At 52.5% G+C, this 19,705-nt stretch carries 14 protein-coding genes and 1 tRNA gene; 6 read left to right on the top strand and 9 right to left on the bottom strand.

Annotation, left to right across the window (positions count from 1 at the left end; all coding sequences use genetic code 11):
• Positions 1 to 56 precede the first annotated feature (56 nt).
• From H8K43_RS06715 to tolA, 5 genes are all read right to left on the bottom strand, one after another.
• Positions 57 to 132, bottom strand: a tRNA-Lys gene (locus tag H8K43_RS06715).
• An 86-nt stretch (positions 133 to 218) separates the two neighbouring features.
• The gene (ybgF, locus tag H8K43_RS06710; RefSeq protein WP_186903133.1) at positions 219 to 980 is read right to left on the bottom strand and encodes a tol-pal system protein YbgF; all 762 of its coding nucleotides are present in this window, start codon (positions 978 to 980) and stop codon (positions 219 to 221) included.
• An 83-nt stretch (positions 981 to 1,063) separates the two neighbouring features.
• Complete coding sequence (pal, locus tag H8K43_RS06705) at positions 1,064 to 1,603, bottom strand: peptidoglycan-associated lipoprotein Pal (protein ID WP_186903132.1); 540 nt, start codon at positions 1,601 to 1,603, stop codon at positions 1,064 to 1,066.
• 127 nt (positions 1,604 to 1,730) lie between these two features.
• Entirely contained in the window at positions 1,731 to 3,038 is a 1,308-nt protein-coding gene (tolB, locus tag H8K43_RS06700; protein WP_230403727.1) for a Tol-Pal system beta propeller repeat protein TolB, read from the bottom strand.
• Between the two features lie 3 nt (positions 3,039 to 3,041).
• A complete protein-coding gene (gene tolA / locus H8K43_RS06695; protein ID WP_186903131.1) occupies positions 3,042 to 3,995 on the bottom strand; it encodes a cell envelope integrity protein TolA in 954 nt (317 codons plus the stop codon).
• Positions 3,996 to 4,493: 498 nt separating this feature from the next.
• On the opposite strand from tolA, the gene H8K43_RS06690 reads away from it, so the two are divergent.
• From H8K43_RS06690 to H8K43_RS06670, 5 genes are all read left to right on the top strand, one after another.
• The gene (locus H8K43_RS06690; protein WP_186903130.1) at positions 4,494 to 5,567 is read left to right on the top strand and encodes a coiled-coil domain-containing protein; all 1,074 of its coding nucleotides are present in this window, start codon (positions 4,494 to 4,496) and stop codon (positions 5,565 to 5,567) included.
• Positions 5,564 to 7,402: an AAA family ATPase gene (locus tag H8K43_RS06685; protein ID WP_186903129.1), complete on the top strand. Its 1,839-nt coding sequence runs from the start codon at positions 5,564 to 5,566 to the stop codon at positions 7,400 to 7,402. The genes H8K43_RS06690 and H8K43_RS06685 overlap by 4 nt, the downstream gene beginning before the upstream one ends.
• Positions 7,399 to 8,055, top strand: coding sequence for a 4Fe-4S single cluster domain-containing protein (locus tag H8K43_RS06680; RefSeq protein WP_186903128.1), 657 nt, complete (start codon positions 7,399 to 7,401; stop codon positions 8,053 to 8,055). The genes H8K43_RS06685 and H8K43_RS06680 overlap by 4 nt, the downstream gene beginning before the upstream one ends.
• A 50-nt stretch (positions 8,056 to 8,105) precedes the next feature.
• Positions 8,106 to 10,511: a protein kinase domain-containing protein gene (locus H8K43_RS06675; RefSeq protein WP_186903127.1), complete on the top strand. Its 2,406-nt coding sequence runs from the start codon at positions 8,106 to 8,108 to the stop codon at positions 10,509 to 10,511.
• 248 nt (positions 10,512 to 10,759) lie between these two features.
• Positions 10,760 to 11,521, top strand: coding sequence for a MipA/OmpV family protein (locus H8K43_RS06670; protein WP_186903126.1), 762 nt, complete (start codon positions 10,760 to 10,762; stop codon positions 11,519 to 11,521).
• Positions 11,522 to 11,691: 170 nt separating this feature from the next.
• On the opposite strand, the gene H8K43_RS06665 is transcribed toward H8K43_RS06670, so the two are convergent.
• The 3 genes from H8K43_RS06665 to pepN form a co-directional block, all read right to left on the bottom strand.
• Positions 11,692 to 12,381 (bottom strand): hypothetical protein, encoded by a 690-nt coding sequence (locus H8K43_RS06665; RefSeq protein ID WP_186903125.1) that lies wholly within the window; start codon positions 12,379 to 12,381, stop codon positions 11,692 to 11,694.
• Between the two features lie 243 nt (positions 12,382 to 12,624).
• A complete protein-coding gene (locus H8K43_RS06660) occupies positions 12,625 to 13,626 on the bottom strand; it encodes a class 1 fructose-bisphosphatase (protein ID WP_162020037.1) in 1,002 nt (333 codons plus the stop codon).
• 67 nt (positions 13,627 to 13,693) lie between these two features.
• Entirely contained in the window at positions 13,694 to 16,372 is a 2,679-nt protein-coding gene (gene pepN / locus H8K43_RS06655) for an aminopeptidase N (protein ID WP_186903124.1), read from the bottom strand.
• A 441-nt stretch (positions 16,373 to 16,813) separates the two neighbouring features.
• On the opposite strand from pepN, the gene H8K43_RS06650 reads away from it, so the two are divergent.
• Positions 16,814 to 17,437 (top strand): DUF4136 domain-containing protein, encoded by a 624-nt coding sequence (locus H8K43_RS06650; protein ID WP_186903123.1) that lies wholly within the window; start codon positions 16,814 to 16,816, stop codon positions 17,435 to 17,437.
• A 66-nt stretch (positions 17,438 to 17,503) separates the two neighbouring features.
• On the opposite strand, the gene H8K43_RS06645 is transcribed toward H8K43_RS06650, so the two are convergent.
• Positions 17,504 to 19,645 carry a DUF1631 family protein gene (locus H8K43_RS06645; protein WP_186903122.1) on the bottom strand — a complete coding sequence of 714 codons (2,142 nt, stop codon included), beginning with the start codon at positions 19,643 to 19,645 and terminating at the stop codon, positions 17,504 to 17,506.
• Between the last annotated feature and the right edge of the window lie 60 nt (positions 19,646 to 19,705).

The following is a 19,705-nucleotide window of genomic DNA, read 5'->3' as shown; positions in this document are numbered from 1 at the left end:
GCTGCGTGAGCGCGATCATGACATGACGATCTGCGAAACTCAGCTCTCTGTATTCGTGGTAGGCCGTGCGGGATTCGAACCTGCGACCAACGGATTAAAAGTCCGCTGCTCTACCAGCTGAGCTAACGACCCGAAGAAGAACGAGATTGTATGAGGCTTCAGCCCTGATGTCAATGGGCTGAGCCGGATTAAATCCCGTTTCTTGTTTATTTCAATGCTTACTTCAAGCCCGACAGACGGCTCTTCGCTGCCTGCGCCGCTTCCGTACCCGGATACTGTGCGATCAGACCTTCCAGGGTTTTCTTGGCTGCTGGCTTTTCTTTCAACTCGATCTGACAAGTCGCGATATTCAGCATCGCTTCCGGCGATTTAGGATGGTCCGGAAAGGATTTCAGCAACTGCTGCATCACCGGGATCATGCCTTTGCAGTCACGTTGCGCGTAGTAGGAATTACCCATCCAGTATTGTGCAGAACCGGCATAAGCAGATTGCGGATAACTATTCAGGAAACCGGAAAATGCAGTCGCGGCATTTTTGAAATCGCCGGACTTATAAGTCGTCATCGCAGCTTCATAGGCGCGTTCTTCACTTTGCTCTATCACGACTTCACGGCCATCAATCACGGCACGCTTAGGTTCGAGTTTGCGTACCCGGTTATCCAGGTCGACATAAAAATCCTGCTGACGGCGTTGCGCATTGGCGAGATCATTCGCCAACACTTCTAACTGGCCACGCAGCTTCGCCATCTCACTTCTGAGTTTTTCATTTTCATTCGCCAGATCCAGTGCGGTACTTTTATCTGCCTTGGTGTCGAGCCGGTTATCCAGCCGCGCATTAACGGCATCCAGTCTGGCACGCAGATCCAGAATCGCTTTGCGTGCTTCATCATCATCGAACAAACCGGCAGTGGCAGCCGATGGCAGGCAGGCAGCCAGGAACGCTGCTGTAATCAGGGATTTACGGGTAGAAGTGAGTTTCATAGCGTTCTAAAAATAAAATGCGCCGCCTGTCAGATAACAAGCGGCGCCAGTCAACTTATTTCACCGTGAGGGTGAAGCGCAGATTACTGATAAACGATATCAGCACGGCGGTTTTCTGCCCAGGATGCCTCATCATGGCCAGTTGCTTTTGGCTTTTCCTTGCCCAGGGAAACGGCTTCCAGTTGGGACTCAGGCACGCCCAGCAGGCTCATCGCTTTACGCACTGCTTCTGCACGTTTCTGACCCAATGCCAGATTGTATTCAGAACCACCGCGTTCATCGGTATTACCCTGGATCAGGATCTTACGTGCTTTGTTGGTGTTCAGGTATTTGGAGTGATTTTCAACCACAGATTTGTAATCGTCTTTGACGATATAGCTATCGAAATCGAAGTACACGCTACGCTTCGCCAGAACACCGTTAGGATCGTTCAGCGGATCAACCGACACGGTTTTCACTTCTTTCACTGCATTTGGATCTGCAGCTGGTGTTACTGCCTGTACGACTGGTTTTTCAACGATAGGGGCTTTTTCTTCCAGCGGTACTTTGGATGCGCAGGCAGACAACAATACAACGCTGGATACCAGCATTGCCAGAGTTTTAGTTTGGGAAGTGAATTGCATTTTCTCTCCTGATCAAAAATAGACAACAAGTTATTTGGGTTGAGACTGCTACCGGGAGCAAATTCCGCATCAGCTAGTGTAACGCTTACAGCGGGTATTGCGCCAGAAAAACAATCACAGTACTGCTTTACTTCAAATACGGTCCCCAGGTGGGTTCACGAATATCGCCTGCCTGGACCGAAATAGTCTGCTTCACTTTGCCATCCACTGACACTACCGCCAAGGTCGCGCGGCGGCCAGTTTCAGTTGCATACATAATGTAGCGGCCGTTAGGGGAAAAGCTCGGTGACTCGTCTTTGGTCGTGTCAGACAGTTTAAGTTCCTGCCCACTGCCTAAATCCAGCGCATATAACTGGAATTTGCCTTCGCGGCGCGAGATATAGGCCAATGTGCGGCCATCCGGTGAAATGCGCGGCGTGATGTTATAACTGCCATTAAAGGTCACACGTTTGGCCTCGCCGCCATTCGCATTCATGCGATAAATCTGTGGCCCGCCACTGCGGTCACTAAGGAAATACACCGATTGCCCATCGGCAGAAAACTGCGGCTCGGTATCGATAGAGCTGCTGCTGGTCAGGCGCTGCAAACCTGTGCCATCGGCATTGATGGTGTAAATCTGCGTCAGACCATCGCGCGACAAAGCAATCGCCAGCTTGCTACCATCCGGCGACCATGCCGGAGCCGAGTTACTGCCTTTGAAATTCGCGACTTTACGTCGCTCACCAGTCAACAGATTCTGGGTCCAGACCACAGGTTTTTTCTCTTCAAACGAGACATAGGCGACCTTACTGCCATCCTGCGACCAGGCGGGTGAAATAATGGGCTCATTGGAACGCAGCGCAACCCGGATACCTTCCCCATCGGCATCCGCCACTTCCAGCCGGTATTCGCTGCCAGCTTTGGTCACATAGGCGATACGAGTGGAAAACGCACCACGTACGCCGGTCAGTTTTTCATAAATATCATCTGCGATTTTATGCGCAGTAACGCGGGTATTGGTCGGTAATGCGGCGACAGAAAAGCCAGACAACGTGCTGCCACGCACGGTATCAAGCAATTTGTAACGCACATCAAAACGACCATCGGCCAGGCGCTGCACACTGCCGACTACCAGCGCTTCGGCACCACGTTTTTTCCACTCTTCAAAATTAACTGCGCTGCTTTCACTGATCGTCACACCGGCATCGATCAAACGGAAATAACCACTGCGTGCGAGGTCATCACGGATGATCGCGGTCACCTGTTGTGGCGTCAGCGCCTCATCGGTAAATCCGGCAATCGCAATCGGAATCTGGCTCGAACCTATGCCTGATACCTCAACCCGCAATTGCGCCTGCGCAGGTGCAAACGGCAACGCGCTGCCCAGACCCAGCACCAGTGCGGACAAGGCGACTTTCTTTAACAGACGGGAATATCCATAATTAGGGCGCATCATTAATCACTCTTCTTTCATTTTATAGACCAGATCCAGGCTGGACGGTGCGTTACCCGACTTATCTTTTGGCAGCGGCGAGGAATTTTTTATCGCAGTGGCCACCGCATCATCAAATGTTGGTATCCCTGAAGATTTCAGTTTGCGGATACCGCCGCGTAAAGAACCATCCGGGAATAGCTCAATACGATATTCCACCGTGGGGTTACTGCCTGCCGTGACAGGCGCTCCATAATTCATATTCGAACGGACTTTAGCCGCGATTTTCGCCAGATAACTCGGGTCGCCACGGTTATTACCGGTCGACTTTTCTGCTGTGCCACTACCACCGCTGCCGGTGACACCCGCCTGGGCATTCAGACGCTGCATCTGTTCTTTAAACAATTTATCGGAGGCGGCTTTATCTTTCGCTTCGCGCGCCTTCTGATCGGCCAGCTTTTGTTTATCGGCTTTTTCGCGCTCTTTCAGCTTATCGCGCTCTTTTTCACGCTCACGTTCTTTTTCGCGTTCACGTTCTTTTTCGCGTTCACGTTCTTTTTCACGCTCGCGTTCTTTTTTCAGCTGGGCTTCTTTTTCAGCCTGGCGTTTTTCTTCGGCCAGCTCACGCTGACGCTCCAGCTCCTGTTTTTTCAGTTCTGCCTGACGTTTTTTTTCCTGCTGCAAGGCGATGTCGGGATCTTCACGGGGCGCTTCCACTGGTGGCGCAGGGGCTTTTGCTACAGGCTGAGGTTCCGGTTCCGGCTCGGGTGCTGGCGGCGTTGGCAGCGGCGCTGCCTCGCGATTAGTCAGATCCCAGACTTCCGCCTCGACCGCAGTCGAAGCCTGATTTTGCCAACTGACGCCCACCCAAAGAAAGCCAAGCAAGGCCATGTGTACGGCAATGGCAAGCGCCAGACCACGCACCGGCAAAGGTTTTTGCTGCTGAAACGACAAGTGAGCAGGTTGAGAAACGGAATTCATAGGTCACTTAGATTTTTTTCAGGTGAATTAGTTCCCTGAACACGCTAAATTGGCAGAGCAAATACTTAGCTACTCTGACTCGAGCCTGAAATTATAAACGGAGTATCAGCCTTCTCCCTGAGAGACTTACACAAAATTATCCCGTCTGTGCTGGCTGGCCAAGCCTCACGATCAGTAAACATCAGAAAAACCGGGAGTCATCCTGCCACCCGGGGAGAATTGGGGTAAGTCCTGCATCTATAAAATACGGGGTTTCCACAAGCACAAATAAAATTTCCACTTGCCGCCCGGCAGTGACCTGAAACCAAAGCGCGAACCAAACCCGCACTCGCTATTGTGTGTCTTTTTTGTTGCTCGTGTTATATTGGTCACCCTCTATAGTACAGTCGCTTTATGACGACGGTACTAGGGCCTGTTAACATTTAAATTGATTTAAATTGCGAGATGCGTAATTTAATTATTAACAGGCCCTAACCAATTAACGAGCTTTGTTCAGCCATGAGCGGACCTACAACAGCGATCTTTACTACCTCTGATCCATTCACCGTTTTACTGTCGGCTGCCATCCTGCGCGCAGCCATCTCTGTGGCCGGTGCGCGCGCAGCGGCTGCGGAACTGGCTGGCGAACATCAGCGTCAGCGCGATGCGCAAACCCTGCTCATGGATCAGGCCGTTACTGCCAGCCAGAATGCGGTACAACAGCAGCTTAACGAGGCTGAACAACTGTTTAACCACCTGCTTGCGCTGGCCGACAAGATAGGACTTGCGACCCAAATCAGCGCCAGCAAGCCACAACGGCCACAGCAAGAAGATGAGCAAACGCTGGCGGCCTACGCGTTTCAATTACAGATGCTGAATCTGGAATTACAACCCTTAATCGAAGCCGAAGCCTTGCGCCGCGAACGCAGCCTGGAGGCGCAGGCCGATGTGGATTTCGAGCACGCAACCGCCGCCGCAGTACCGCAGTCACTGGCTGCGCGCCTGCTGCGCCGCGTTGCACATTTGCCGCAAATCCAAGCCAACATCAGCGATCTGGCCGCGCGACTGGCGCAAGCTCTGCCCGGCGCACAAGCCGATTTACTCGCGACCGAACTGCGCTTACAGGTACAAGCGGCGTTAGAAGCCGACCTGCAGCGCCAGCTACAGGAAGCCAATGCGCTGATCATAGGACAAACCCTGCAAGACCTCGGTTATCAGGTCGAGGATATCGCCGAGACCCTGTTTGTCGATGGCGGCACCGTGCATTTCCGTCAGTCCAGCTGGGGCAATTACATGGTACGCATGCGTATCGACCCGAAAACCAGCAGCGCTAACTTTAATGTGATACGCGCAGTCAGCGAAGCGGACAACGAACGCAGTGTGCTTGATCATCTGGCCGAGGACCGCTGGTGCAGTGAGTTCCCGGCGCTGCTAAAAGCGCTGGAAGCACGCGGCTTACATTTGCAAGTCACGCGCCGGCTGGAAGCAGGCGAGCTGCCTGTGCAACTGGTCGCTGCGCATAAACTGCCGGTATTCACAGATGCTTCGCCTGTGCTGCATCACCGTCAACTGAAAACCCGACAATTACCATGAGTCTTAGCCAAGCCCGCTGGTTACAGGATCTGCAGCGCCTGTTAGCAATACGCTCGCAATTTGTGATTTCAGGCAGCATACGCGACAGCTTTTTGACGCCGGTCGGTGAGAGCCAGGCACTGGTGCCGCTGGCGCGTGCCTTATGGGAAGCACTCAGGCAGCGCGACTTCCGTTTCTTACTGATTTTTGATCCGGCAGATGGCTTGCGCGTCTACCCGGATGAACCGGTTGCGAAAGAACTGGCTTGCCGTTTGTTTGATCTGAAGTTATGCGATGGCTACCAGATGATGAGTCTGGAAAGCCTGGCAAAACTGATGAAACGCGTGAGTGCAGAACGCGACGCACGCTGCGCACTGGTTTTGGACTTCGCTTCGCGTCTGACGCGCCATAGCGAGCAATTGAGCGAAGCTGAACATCGCTTCTTTATCGCGGCTGAAAAACTGTCTCTGTATGCAGCACCAGTGGTGCCACGGGAAACCGGCGGCCCGCCTTTGTTTAATCCGGTCTGCTGGCTGGTGAACCGGGCCCAGGATTTGCCCTCCTGGCTCACGCTGGACAGTGAACGTATCGCGAGTCTGGTGATAGCCAAACCGGATTATGAAACACGCCACGCGGCAGCGAATCAGCTGGCAGCGCTGTTTGCCGGTTTTAACGAAGCCAGCCCGGCAGCACGTGAGCAATTCCTGAAATCCTTCACTGAAGGGACTGAGGGTATGTCGCTGACCGCGCTATCAGACATTACGGAGCTGGCCGACCGTCAGCAACTGGGCATACGCATGATTGATGATGCGGTGCGTTGCTACAAAGTCGGTGCGCTCGATAATCCCTGGCGCAAAGACTATCTGCGTGAAAAAATCCGCAATGCGCATCAGTTCATCGAGGACCGCGTCAAAGGCCAGCATCCGGCCGTCGTCAAAACCCTGGATATTCTGAAGCGTTCGGTGATGGGACTGACCGGTGCGCAAGCCAGATCCGGCGGCAGCCGCCCGCGCGGCGTATTGTTTTTTGCCGGACCTACCGGGGTCGGCAAAACCGAATTAGCCAAGACCCTGACGCAGTTAGTATTTGGTGATGAACGTGCTTATCTGCGTTTTGATATGAGTGAATTTGCGGAAGAGCACAGCAGCGCACGCCTGCTGGGTGCACCGCCCGGTTATGTCGGTTTCGATGCCGGTGGCGAACTCACCAATGCGGTCAGGCAAAAACCATTTTCTGTCGTGTTATTCGATGAAATTGAAAAAGCCCACCCGCGCATTCTGGATAAATTTTTACAGATACTGGAAGACGGCCGCCTGACCGACGGGCGCGGTGATACGGCGTATTTTTCTGAGACCATCCTGGTCTTCACCTCGAATCTCGGCATTTTTGTCGAAGACCAGCATGGGCAGCGCAGGCAAAATGTGCAGCCGGGTGAAACCTATGATGCGGTCGAGAGCAAGGTACGCGATGCGATCGGCAATTACTTCAAGTTCAAATTATCCCGCCCTGAATTACTCAATCGCATAGGCGATAACATCGTGGTCTTCGACTTTATTAATCCTGAAGTCGCGGCCAGTATTTTTGATGGCATGCTGCGTAATGTGGCGCGCCGTTTATTTGAAGAATGCAAAATTCAATTGTCTATGCCTGCAACGGTAAGACAGGAATTGCTGTCACGCTGCACCAAAGACCTGAGTCATGGCGGCCGTGGCATAGGCAATCAGCTTGAATCCTGTTTCATCAATCCCTTGTCACGCGCCTTGTTTGAGCTGGACCTGGAAGGCAAACAAAAACTGATCGTGACGGGTCTGCAGGAAAGCGACAAAGTCATCAGCCTGCAAATACAAAGTGCATGAAAATCGCGATCAATAAAGCCCATTATCCGGTCACCGTACTCGGACCTGGCAAGCGCATCGGCATCTGGCTACAGGGGTGCAACATAGGCTGTAAAGGCTGTGTGTCACAGGATACCTGGGCAAGTGATCCGGGTAAGCAAATGACGGTGGCGAGTTTACTCAGCTGGTGCCGCCGGGTAGCTACTGCTGGCCTGGATGGCGTGACGATATCGGGCGGTGAACCCTTCGATCAGCCCGCTGCGCTGTCGGCCTTACTGGACGCACTGCATTTCTGGCGCGCACAGGAGCAACGCGAGTTTGATATCCTGTGCTACAGCGGTTATCCACTGACTACCCTGCAAAAAAAACACAGCAAAATCCTGGCTAAACTGGATGCGCTGATACCGGAACCCTATATAGACAGCCAGCCGCCGGACCGGGTCTGGCGCGGCTCGGCGAATCAGGCACTGATCACTTGTTCGGAACGTGGTAAAGCAATTTACGACCCCTATGCCGAACTGCCACTGGACAGCCAGCCCAAACGAATACAGACCATGCTCGATGGCAAGCGCATCTGGTACATAGGCATACCGGCGCGTGGCGACATGGAAGCACTGGCCAGCCAGTGCGAAGAACGCGGTCTGCATTTCGACCAGGTCAGCTGGAGACAATAAGTGAGTGTTGAATGAGTGGCGAATATGAGTAGCGATTATGAGTAGCGAATATGAGTAGTGAATACATACGGCTGTGTCCGGGCTGCCAGACTGAAAATCCGGCCACCAGCCTGCGCTGTGGATGCGGTGCGCTGCTGACTGGCGTTGATCTGAGTCTTCCCAAAACTTTGCACTCCAGTTTGCCTGCAACAGAAAATCCGGTTGCGCCAGCAAGCACAGCTCAGACTTCCAGCCAAAAACCAGTTACCAATCTGCGTTGCAGCTATGAGGATTGTGAGCAGGATAATCCGCCTGGCAGTACAGCTTGCCTGTACTGTAATCGTCCGCTTACAACAGCGCCTGCGGATGTGGGCATCAGCCAGATCCAGAGCCTGCTGCGGCTGCCTGCCGAACTGGCTGCACGCTATCAGATACTGGCACCACTGGCGCAGCAAGGTGCGGAAGCTGAGTTACTACTGATACAAAGACTGCAGGATCAACAGCACTTTGTGCTCAAGCTGTACCGGCATGGCATGCAGATCAGCGCTGCCGTTCAGGAGCGCATGGCGCAGATTCCGGCTGCTCACAAAGTGGTCGAGCTGGAATCCGGCCGTTCAGAAGGCCACCATTTCGAAGTGCTCGAATACTGCACCTCCGGCTCCTTGCGTCAGATGATGTCTGAGGGACGGGCCGCCAGCCAGCTCGAAGCCATCATCCGTGAACTCGCCACCGCGATCGCCAGCGTGCATCAGGCCGGCTTGTTACACCGCGATCTGAAGCCGGAAAACATCCTGCTACGCGCCACGCATCCACTGGATCTGGTGTTGACCGATTTCGGCATTTCTTCCGTCATGGATGCTACCCAAAAGCTGACCGGCGCTGCGCGCACTTTGTATTACGCCGCACCGGAAAGCTTATCTGGCGTACTCAGCGCGAAAACGGACTTCTGGGCGCTGGGCATGATAGTGCTGGAAATCGCGGCCGGCCGTCATCCATTCGCAGGACTGTCGGAAGCCGTGATCCTGCATCAGCTGACCACTCGCGAGCTGGATCTGAGCGTCATCAAGGATGGCTATCTGCGCAAGCTGCTGCAAGGCTTACTGCTACGTGACCCGCAACAACGCTGGGGTGAAGCTGAAGTGCTGCGCTGGCTGGCGCGTGATCCCAGCCTGCCCGCTCCGGTTGAAACACAGACGATGGCGGGCTTTCATACGCCATATCACATCGGTGCCGATATCTGTCACACCAAACCGCAGTTAGCGGTGGCTCTGTCGCGTAACTGGACAGAAGCAGCGGGCGATATCGCGAATGGTCAGTTACTGGCCTGGTTCCGCGATGTGCAAAAAGATCAGAATGCCGTCAGGGTACTCATTGATTTACGCAGCGATCAGCAATTATCCATTGATGTGCAATTGCTGATCCTGGTTCTGTTCCTGGCGCCTGGCATTCCCCCAGTCTGGCGCGGCGAATCAATTGAACTGCCGGATATACTGCGCAAAGCGAATGCGGCGCTGAAAGGAGATGAAGCCGCCGCCTCCTGGCTGCATCAACTGTACATCCATGATGTATTGGAGATCTATGCCAATGCAGGAAATGCGGCAAGTCAGGATATCGTACAAAAGTGGCAGCTGGCAGCCAAAGCCTATGTGCAAAGCTGGCGCGATGCACAGACCCTGATCAAAGAAAATAGCCCTAAGTATATTCCGGGTGAATATGTGAACATCGATCAGCTGATGTATGGCAGCACGCGCCAAGCCAGCCCCTCACTGCTCAAAGTACATCCGCAATTGCTGGCGATTTCCTATGACCCGAAATGGGCTGAACGCTTAAGACTGCGGCTGGAGCAAGCCTATACCGGTTTGCAAGCCTATTGCCCCTGGCTGTCTGCACTGGGCGACATCGCGGGTGCGCCAGCATCCATGTTATTGGTGATGGATGCATTACTGCCTGATGCACGTGCTGCAGTCGAAAAACAAAAAACAGCGCAGCTGCGGCAAGTGGAAGCAGCGGATGAGGAATTAAAAACCGCCAGGCGCAATCTGGACTCCATCATCAGCGATATCCGTGCTGCCTGTCGCCGCAATCTGATGCTGGGTGATGCTGCGGCCGAGCTGCAACAGGCTTTGGATCGCCTGTTCACGCAAACGATACAGCTGCGCGCTGCGGAGCATATTTCGCCGGACTGGATGGAGTTTAAAAAGCGTATCACACGCACCGAACGTCAGTGCCAGCGCATCGCCAGCCTGCTCGATCAGTTGTCTGAACGGCGCACCGAAAATCAGGGCTGGCTGGGGCGCGACGTACTGGTCGCGTTCACACTTGCTGCTGTTATTCTGCCGGAGATATTGGAGCGCAGTGTATTTTTCCTGCTCTTGTTTGGCTTCCTAGGTTTGCTGTTCTGGCGTTTTTATCCGGTCTATCAACATGCACAAAAAATCCAGGAACTAGGCAGCAGCTTAAGCAGCATAAGCAACTAACAGGCGCTGGTGGCCTATGACTGCATAGCGCCAGCTGCCGAACCTGAGTGCTAAGTCCCGTCTTCTGCCCCCTCTCGCATCAGAGGATTACGCTTTTCATTCCCGCCTTGCCTGTAACAGCTGAATTCACCAGACTGCGAAGCTCCACAGCGCGCACCCGGCTGAACCGGGTTGCAAACTGTACGAACCAGAACGGGTGAGAAATGGTGAAAAGCTTAAGGATGACAGGATGTGTATGCAGCTCTGCGATGCTGCTCTGCCTACTCTCATCCGCCAGTGCGCAGGAAGTCAGCGCGCCAGTTGGCAATCACCGTGCGCTGCTGGGATTGGGTGCCGCCTATTTGCCTGACTATGCCGGTGCAGAAAACAGCCGAACTGTACCTGCACTGTTTGCCGAATATCAGAATGAAGAAGGTTTTTTTGCCAGCACTACACGCGGTCTGGGCAAACTGACACGTCATACAAACTGGACCAGCAGCATCGCACTGTCGTATCGTGCCGGCCGCTCGGAAAATCCTGCACTGCTGTATTTGACACATACCGAAGCCTTACACGGCATGGATAATATCGCGGGCACGATAACGGCAAATCTGGGATTAAGTACCCACCTGACAGATCGCGTGACACTCAGCAGTATGGCCGCCATCGCTTTGAATCAGCACGAGAATGGCAACAGTCTGCAATTGGGTATCAGCGCTGCAATCTGGCGCAGCATGAGTGATCAGATTGAATTGAAGACGACTGTGCATTACGGTGATGCCAGCTACAACCAGCGCTATTTCGGCGTCAGTACGTACCAAAGTCTGCGCAGCGGTTTACCGGTGACGACGGGTTCCGCTGGCTGGAATCGCAGCCTGTCCAGCATAGCATGGACCCATGTGATCGATCAGAACTGGTCGGTACGCACGTTGGCTGGCATTCAGCATATGCTGAACGACGCCGCGGATAGTCCACTCAGCAAGATGAGTGACAATTTGCTGTTGATCAGCACAGTCAACTACTCGTTTTGATTTTTTTGAAGTATTTTGAAATTTAGCGCCATGAACAAGAAAACGACATAATCGCATAAGCGCTCACTCAGGTTTCTCCCCTTTCAGGCTTGTCTGCATCTCCTTGCAGCAAGCCTGTTTTTCTTTACTTTGCTAATCTAATGCCAACTGTCAGCTGCGCTTTGACAGGCTTAAGGTCGCTGCACAGACAGCAGTATTCGCTTAAATTCTTCGCGGTTGGCCGCATAGTCATTGGCGCTGATCCACATCGTCAGATAGACATTCTGCCTGGCGATACGGTAATGTGCCGCCATAAAGCGTAAAGGCTGTTGTGCGAGCCTATCTTTACCTAGATATTCGAACATGGATACCTTATTTCCATGAATAACAAGCTCTTCAAACCGCTCCGCCGCGAATTCACTGAGTTCTGCCTGAACCCGCTGATACAGTGCATCACGGTTATCCGACCAGGCCAGTAAAGGATTTTGTTCATAGATCGCAACAGACAAGGCCGCATTGGCCTGCCGGTTTTTCATGAAGTAAGTGTACAAAGGTGTCGGTAAAGCCGCGGCCTCCCAGCGATTAGTCACATCGATTTGTATATCATGGCTCAGTTTAATCTTACGAGCACTCACCTTATCATCACTCGCTATCACCGTTTTATTGACGGGCTCTGAACCAGCTGAGGCGAGCTGCCTGCATTGCAGACGCAAGCTACGCGAACGCTGTTCCGCCTCTTTGTCGTAAAAACTCAGGTCAGTACTGGATGGCTGAGGAATGGCATACGACCAGACCCCGCAATCTGGCTGCGTCGAGGGTGGCGGCAGGCTGGAGCAGGCTGTCAGAACGATACACATCAAGGATAGTCTCAATATTTTCATGCTTTCCACTCCAGGATAAAGAAAGAATATAAATTAATTTAATTTAATTTCAATATATTAACTTAACATCTATATCTTCTTGACGAAAAAAAAACGTAAGCCCTAAGCGCCAAAACCCGTGCAGGCAAAGCTATGTTGCAGCGTATGCGCTTATTCCCGACAATAAAAAAGGCGAAGCTGATTGCTTCGCCTTTAGATGTACTGACAGACGCGCGCTGTGCTGCTGCGTCTGTAGTTCAGGTTTTACTCCTGGTGGTAGCTGGTCACGCGCTCCACTTCATTTTTCGAACCCAGGAAAACCGCAACGCGCTGATGCAGGCCGGTAGGCTGAATGTCCAGCATACGTTGCTTACCATTGGTGGCAGCACCACCCGCCTGTTCAACCAGGAAGGACATAGGGTTGGCTTCATACATCAGGCGCAGCTTGCCCGCTTTATCCGGTTCACGCTGATCAGCCGGGTACATAAAGATACCGCCACGATTCAGAATACGATGTACATCAGCGACCATGGAAGCGATCCAGCGCATATTGAAATTCTTCGCGCGCGGACCAGTTTCGCCTGCCAGCATCTCATCCACATAACGTGTGACTGGCGGATACCAGTGACGGCTGTTAGACGCGTTAATCGCAAATTCCTTGGTATCTGCAGGGATTTGCATGCCACGCTGAGTCAGTACCCAGGAACCCATTTCACGATCCAGCGTGAAACAGTTCACGCCATTACCGGTGGTCAGCACCAATACGGTTTGCGGGCCATAGACTGCATAACCTGCGGCGACCTGTTTGCTACCAGGCTGCAGGAAGTCCTGTTCAGTCGGTGTACCCATGCCATCCGGTGCTTTCAGTACCGAGAAAATGGTGCCGATAGAAACGTTGACGTCGATATTGCTGGAGCCATCGAGCGGATCAAACAACAGCATGTATTCGCCCATAGGATAGCGGTTAGGAATAGGATGGATGCTTTCCATTTCTTCCGACGCCATCGCGGCCAGATGACCACCCCACTCATTGGCTTCGAGCAGAATTTCATTCGACAGGATATCGAGTTTTTTCTGCACTTCACCCTGTACGTTTTCACTGCCGGCAGTACCCAGCACTTCGCCCAGTGCGCCTTTACCAACCGCATGGCTGATGGTCTTACAAGCGCGTGCAACCACTTCAATCAGCAAACGCAATTCAGCTGGAATAGAGTTATTCAGCCTTTGTTCTTCGACCAGATATTGGGTCAGACTTACACGTTTCATGATGCTCCTTTATTAAAAATCGGCTCGCGGTGCGCAGCTTGCGGCACCGCATAATGCAGCGCCAGGTTTATGCGGCCAGCGCCTTAGTCACAACCTCGGCAACGTCCTTAGACAGCTTTTTCGTGGCTGCCACTTTTTCCAGTGCAGCGCGCATTTTTTCCTGCAAATGCAAAGGATATTTTTTCCAGCGATCCAGGCTGCGAGCCAGACGCGCCGCAACCTGAGGATTAATCTTGTTCAAGGCAATCACCAGCTCGGCCCATAAGGCATAGCCGCTGCCATCCGTCGCATGGAATTGCGCCGGATTCGCATTGCAGAAATTAAATGTGAGGCTGCGCGCACGGTTAGGGTTACCCAGTGTGAAGGCCTTATGTGTCATCAGTTCTCTGACCTTCGCCACATCAGTGGTATGCGCAGTCGCCTGCAGCATAAACCACTTGTCGATCACCAGTGCTTCTTTCTTAAATTCTTTGTAGAAGTGCTGCAATGCTTTCGCCGCTACTTTCTGCTGTTGAGGCTGACCACGGAAATTACTGATACCAGCCAATGCAGCCAAACGGTCAGTCATATTTTCTGCATCGTAGAACTGGGTTTTCGCGAGTTCAAAGGTGGACTCATCGACCCATTCCAGCAAATAGGACAAGGCCAGATTTTTCAGACTGCGCTTTGCCATAGATACCGCATCCGGACTGAACTTACCCGGGGTCAGGTGCTGTTCATAAGCCGACAGCAAATCAGCACGCAAATGCTGGCTGATCTGCGCACGCGCAAACTGACGCGCAGTGTGGATAGCTTGCGGATCAACCACTTCAAATTCTTCTGCAATCATCGCTTCCGATGGCAGGGTCAGCACCAGTTCGCGGAAGGCCGGATCAAGTGTGTCATTGTTCAGTGTGGCACGCAGGGCTTCGATAAACATACTGTCCAGTTCCAGCGGCTCACCAGCCTGCACGGCTTGAGTCAGGCGCACCAAGCGACGGGTCGCCAGCCTTTGGCCTGCTTCCCAGCGATTGAATGGATCGCTGTCATGCGCAAGCAGCAGACCCAGCTCTTCGTCGCTGTAACTGATATTCAGCACGACTGGCGCAGAGAAATTACGCAACAGCGAGGCAACCGGCTGCTCTGTCACCTGAGTGAAGCGGAAAGTCTGACTGGCTGCGGTCAGTTCCAGCACCAGGCTATTTACACCAGCCTGCGCTTCATAGCCTTCGCAATGCAAAGGCATATCCTGACCTGCACTGTTCAACAAGCCCATCGCAACCGGGATATGGAAAGGCAGTTTTTCAGTCTGACCCGGAGTCGCCGGGCAGCTTTGGCTCAATGTGATTTCAAAGGTTTGTGCTGCAGCGTCATAGTGCGTTTGCACATCGACACGCGGCGTACCGGCCTGGCTGTACCAGCGTTCAAACTGAGTCAGGTCACGTCCATTGGCGTCCGACATCGCGGCACGGAAATCATCGCATTCCACCGCCTGTCCATCGTGGCGTGCAAAATACAGATCCATGCCTTTGCGGAAGCCCTCATGACCGAGCAGGGTGTAATACATACGTACGACTTCCGACCCTTTTTCGTAAATCGTCACGGTATAAAAATTATTGATTTCCACGAAGGAGTCAGGACGCACCGGATGTGCCATCGGGCCTGCATCTTCGGAGAACTGCACCTGACGCAACACGCGTACATCTTCGATACGTTTCACCGCACGGCCAGTGCTTGTGCCAACCAGATCGGCAGAAAATTCCTGATCGCGGAATACTGTCAACCCTTCTTTGAGCGACAACTGGAACCAGTCGCGGCAAGTCACGCGGTTTCCCGTCCAGTTATGGAAGTATTCATGCCCGACCACAGATTCTATGCCCGCATAATCAACATCGGTGGCAATACTTGGATTAGCCAGCACATATTTGGTGTTGAAAATATTCAGGCCCTTGTTTTCCATCGCGCCCATATTGAAGTCACTGGTCGCCACGATCATAAAGCGATCCAGATCCAGCTCCAGCCCGAAGCGCTCTTCATCCCAGCGTATGCTGTTTTTCAACGAATCCATCGCATGCTGGGTTTTATCCAGATTGCCCTTCTCCACCCAGACTTGCAGCAATACTTCACGACCTGAGCCGAGCTTGTATTGCTCTTCCTGACAAACCAGACTACCTGCCACTAACGCGAACAGATAAGACGGTTTCTTGAACGGGTCTTCCCACTTGGCGAAATGACGGCCATCACCCAGATCACCCTGTTCAATCAGATTGCCGTTACCAAGCAAGACCGGGAATTTCTTTTTGTCGGCGCGTAAAACCACGGTGTATTTGGCCATCACATCCGGACGATCCGGGAACCAGGTAATTTTGCGAAAACCTTCTGCTTCACATTGGGTAATGAAATTCCCATTGGAAGCATACAAGCCCGACAAAGACGTGTTTTTAGACGGTTTGATCAGCGTTTCGATTTCCAGCACCACTTCATCCGGTGCATTGGGAATGCGCATGGTTTCGCCGTCTATCGTGTAGGCAGACTTTTTCAGATTCACGCCATTCAGGCGTAATTGCAGCGTCTTCAGTTCGGCACCGAACAAAACCAGATCTTTTTCGGCACTGTCAGGGTTACGGCGCATGGTCAGGCGGGTCGCCACATGCGTGGCATCAAGATCAAGATCGAAGCCCATTTCTACGGTGTCGACCCAATATCCGGGCGCAACATAGTCTTTGCGGAAAATGGCTTGTGGAGTCGCTGCGGTATCGTTACGCATATGCTGGCTGTCTCGTGAAAAAAGTTAGAATAGCAAAGGCTTGCCGTTCAGGCCGGATACTGGCTGCGCGCTGCAGGCAGCATTTGCACTGAGGCCGCATACCATGTCTGAGGCGACCTGGGCCCGCATCAGAACGGGCAAAGGACGCGTTTACAGTCTGAGAGTCAAGCGCTTTGATCAGAGCTGCATTTTACCAATACCAGACCTGATCAAGGTAATTTGCAATGCGTTTCATAAAGCGAAATGAAGAAAATTTGGGAAAGTCCGCTGTTTTTTCCGGAAATAGCGGCTGGCTTGCGGCTGTTCTGCCAATACGCAGGCTGGTCGTGGCACCCGTGACTTGTTGTGCTGCCTCGCTGATTACAAAACGAAACGGAACAAAACCCAGCTTGGTACTATCATAGCAGTACGCATGTTGATGCGCGTAATCCGGAGAAAATCATGAAACAACTGTTACGCCCCCTGATATTACTTGCTTCGGCACTGATACTGAGTGCCTGTGCGACCACCTTCAGCAGCCAGGTCAGCGTCTTTCAGGAATGGCCTGCCAATCAGGGTAAATCGTATATCGTAGAACGCGCCCCAGCTCAGGAAAATAATCCTGAGTACAAATTCTATGAAGAAGAATTACGCAGACAACTGGATGCCAAGGGATTTCAGCCGGTCGCCACTGGCGCTGCGCCACAAGTCAAAGTTTCCATCGCTTATGGCAGTAATCTGAGTGAAGTGCAATTCACCGGCTTTGGCCATCCGGCTTTGTATGACCCTTTCTGGAATCTGCACTTCCGTCGCGGCTATTTTTATCGCCCTTATTATTTTGCGACCGATCCCTACTTCCCGCTGCGCGCCTCGGACCTGAACCTGCGCCGTTATTATCTGCATCAGCTGGAAATTAACATCACCGATGCAGTAACAAATAAAAAGCTGGCTGACATCCGCGCCTCCAGCGAACAACTGAGTCCGCAGATTTCGCTGTATATGCCCGATCTGATCGAAGCGGCCTTACTCGGCTTCCCACAAAAAAATGGCAGCACGACCCAGGTCGAACTGCCATCAAAAAAATAACAGCGAAATAACAGCGAAATAACAGTGCTTGCGGCGCAGGCCGCTGCAGCTGTTTTAGCCTGCAGCTCAGGCTGGTGGATCGCGCAGGGCCTCAACCAGCGCGCGATCCACGATAGAGCTGGCAGAAATCAAGACCGCATCGCCATGCCTGAACTGGGTAATCAGCTCGTCACTGGAAATCGAAAAAGAGTCATGTCCCTGGCGGCTGGTGAAAATATAACGGGTACGTTTAGGACTGACCCAGGCCAGTTTGAAGCGGGTTGTGACATCGGCGCTGTTGGTGAAATCCACCCAGACACCACGCTCCAGTTCATCCACCAGTTGCAACCACTCATCCGGTGCCTGATCCCCCTGGTCCAGCACATGACGATTCAAGCGTTTCTCACTCGCGCGTTGCGCAATGTTCACCGCAATTTCCAGTTGGCGACGCGGTGACAATTCCAGCGGTGCGCGCGCAATGGCTGCATGACGTTCTGCGAGCTTGGAAAAAAACAGTACGCGGTCTGGCTCATCCCATTTAATCGCATTCAGCCAGGCATTGAGTAAAGTCAGCATGGCGGGCAGCTTACTGACCAGCTCTTTGCGCTCTTCCGAACTGTTCTTGGGCTTCAGGCTCCAGATCAGGTCATCCATAGTCCTTAGCGCATTTTCCAGTGCGTTCGGCTTTTCTTCCTTGACGTTGTGCGCGATAGTCAGGATGCGTATCCACTGATTACGCAGAAAATCCTCCAGGAAGCCAGCAACTTCACCGGTTTCAACCCGGATGGCCACATCGTTTTCAGCAAACTCGCGCGCCAGCCGCATTTTTTCCTGCTTCAGAGCGAGTGCGACCGGTTCAGAAATCGCTTCCTCTGCCTGTTGCTCCTCTTCTTTCAGGAAGGCTTCCAGGTCGGCCACCACATCAGAAAACAGGTCAATCTGCTCATCAAATTCCTGCTGCACCCTTTCGACCACGTCTTCTATCATTTGATACAAGGGATCTTCCGGCGTTGCCTCACTGCCTAATAACACACTGGATTTGGCCAGCGTGTCGATCAATACGCGCGCCGGATGACTGTCTTTAAAAAAGAAGTCCTTATCCATCAATGCCACTTTTAAAGTGGGTATCTGTAACTGCCCTATGAGGGCTTTGATATCGGATGGAATGCTCGGATCATTGAACACATAATCAAAAATACGCGCCAGCAGTTCTATCGTATTCTGATCAATATGCGTCAGCTCGCTGCTGCTAGCCTGCTGGCTCAGCTGACGCAAATAGATGCCCTGTCCATTCTGACTGGCAGCCTGTTGCTGACGTTGCAAACTGGTCAGGTAATCAAAAAACTGACGGTCTATCGTCACCATCTCGGCGCCAGGCGTGCCATAGGATGGCGCAGACATTCCCTGCTCCTGCATGTCATGCGCAAGCTCCGGCCTGACATTACCTGGCTTAGGCGAGAAAATATTTCTGAGTTTATTTTCCAGGTAAGGATCGGTAGACTCCAGATCTTCACGTCTGCTAAAACGCCCGCGTTTTTTACTCTCGCGCTTGGCCTCATCAATATCGACCAGCACTCCGCGCTCTATGAAAGCCTCATTCAGTCCCTGATACACATTGGCCAGTTGCAGAAAAATTTCGGGTTGCAGCAGGCGCAGCACCAGATGCTGGCTTTCCTTATTACTGTCGAACTCTTGCCAGGCTTGCAGAAATGCAGAAATAAACACTTCGGGCCGGAAGGGATTTTGCGATACGCTGATAGGCGTGCGTCGCAGCACATGACCAATACGGATGTTCAGCGCCACCAGATGATCGGCGTTATTGACTTCCAATGCCTTGGCCAGATTGGTAGTCAATACTTTATTTTCCATCTCTTCAAACGTCACCAGCGAAATATCCTGCGCCTCACCCGCCTCTTTGAATTTTTTGCGGGTATTGACCACACTCACTTCTTTGGCCAGCGCAGCATTAATTTGCGACGCTACAATCCGGTAAAAGCTGGTGTGGTTGCGTTTCAGAAGCTGATAGGTTTGAAAGCTATTGGCAGCTTCTTCTGGCCTGACATTTTGATCCGACACCTTAAACAAGGCCTGCGTCAGACGGGAAGCAAATGCTTCCAGCTGGGATGACACCAGATTGGTCGCCACCGGTACCAGGCTTTGCAGCAGCAATAAGCGGCTGGAGTTAGAAAACTCATTTTTTTTGGCGATATGTAAAGGAATGGTGTCCATAAATTGAATTCAAAATGTGCTCTGTACTACACGGACTGCGCTACCTGACCTAACGCTAGC

Origin of the sequence: Cognatundibacterium curvum, from assembly GCF_014284235.1 — a bacterium.
In the GTDB taxonomy this organism is placed as follows: Bacteria; Pseudomonadota; Gammaproteobacteria; order Burkholderiales; family Burkholderiaceae_D; genus Undibacterium; species Undibacterium curvum.
Note: the sequence above shows the minus strand (reverse complement) of the source record. Positions and strands in the feature narration are given on the sequence as shown.

Excerpts from the sequence above, each read along its gene's own strand:
- ybgF (WP_186903133.1), bottom strand. The coding sequence starts at position 980 with ATGAAACTCACTTCTACCCGTAAATCCCTGATTACAGCAGCGTTCCTG.
- pal (WP_186903132.1), bottom strand. The coding sequence starts at position 1,603 with ATGCAATTCACTTCCCAAACTAAAACTCTGGCAATGCTGGTATCCAGC.
- tolB (WP_230403727.1), bottom strand. The coding sequence starts at position 3,038 with ATGATGCGCCCTAATTATGGATATTCCCGTCTGTTAAAGAAAGTCGCC.
- tolA (WP_186903131.1), bottom strand. The coding sequence starts at position 3,995 with ATGAATTCCGTTTCTCAACCTGCTCACTTGTCGTTTCAGCAGCAAAAA.
- H8K43_RS06690 (WP_186903130.1), top strand. The coding sequence starts at position 4,494 with ATGAGCGGACCTACAACAGCGATCTTTACTACCTCTGATCCATTCACC.
- H8K43_RS06685 (WP_186903129.1), top strand. The coding sequence starts at position 5,564 with ATGAGTCTTAGCCAAGCCCGCTGGTTACAGGATCTGCAGCGCCTGTTA.
- H8K43_RS06680 (WP_186903128.1), top strand. The coding sequence starts at position 7,399 with ATGAAAATCGCGATCAATAAAGCCCATTATCCGGTCACCGTACTCGGA.
- H8K43_RS06675 (WP_186903127.1), top strand. The coding sequence starts at position 8,106 with ATGAGTAGTGAATACATACGGCTGTGTCCGGGCTGCCAGACTGAAAAT.
- H8K43_RS06670 (WP_186903126.1), top strand. The coding sequence starts at position 10,760 with ATGCTGCTCTGCCTACTCTCATCCGCCAGTGCGCAGGAAGTCAGCGCG.
- H8K43_RS06665 (WP_186903125.1), bottom strand. The coding sequence starts at position 12,381 with ATGAAAATATTGAGACTATCCTTGATGTGTATCGTTCTGACAGCCTGC.
- H8K43_RS06660 (WP_162020037.1), bottom strand. The coding sequence starts at position 13,626 with ATGAAACGTGTAAGTCTGACCCAATATCTGGTCGAAGAACAAAGGCTG.
- pepN (WP_186903124.1), bottom strand. The coding sequence starts at position 16,372 with ATGCGTAACGATACCGCAGCGACTCCACAAGCCATTTTCCGCAAAGAC.
- H8K43_RS06650 (WP_186903123.1), top strand. The coding sequence starts at position 16,814 with ATGAAACAACTGTTACGCCCCCTGATATTACTTGCTTCGGCACTGATA.
- H8K43_RS06645 (WP_186903122.1), bottom strand. The coding sequence starts at position 19,645 with ATGGACACCATTCCTTTACATATCGCCAAAAAAAATGAGTTTTCTAAC.